We start from the raw sequence: 255 nt of genomic DNA, 5'->3' as shown, positions 1-255 counted from the left end.
AGACCCTCAGCGACCACGGGTATGCGCAGTTCCACCTTCTCCTTCGGCCGCTTCTTGAGTACGAAGTGGTGGGAGAAACCTTCGGGTAGCGCGGTGAGCACGAGGTCGGTGTCGGGCTGCACATCGCAGTAGAGGGCAGTGTTGCCCCGGAGCGTGGGCCGGGGAAGCTCCCCGTCCCAGCCGATGCCGAAGCTCTGTTCACCCGCGCTCACCTGCGCGAGGGGGGCGCCTGCTCCACCCGAGAACGCTATATCG

1 protein-coding gene is annotated in these 255 nt (G+C 65.9%); it reads right to left on the bottom strand.

Annotation, left to right across the window (positions count from 1 at the left end; all coding sequences use genetic code 11):
* A partial coding sequence (locus GL263_RS27970; RefSeq protein WP_182858487.1) for a hypothetical protein occupies positions 1-212 on the bottom strand: 212 nt, incomplete at its 3' end.
* Positions 213-255 lie beyond the last annotated feature (43 nt).

It is taken from the genome of Streptomyces durbertensis (assembly GCF_014156695.1).
Taxonomy (GTDB): Bacteria; Actinomycetota; Actinomycetes; order Streptomycetales; family Streptomycetaceae; genus Streptomyces; species Streptomyces durbertensis.
This window is presented reverse-complemented; position numbering and strand designations above follow the sequence as displayed.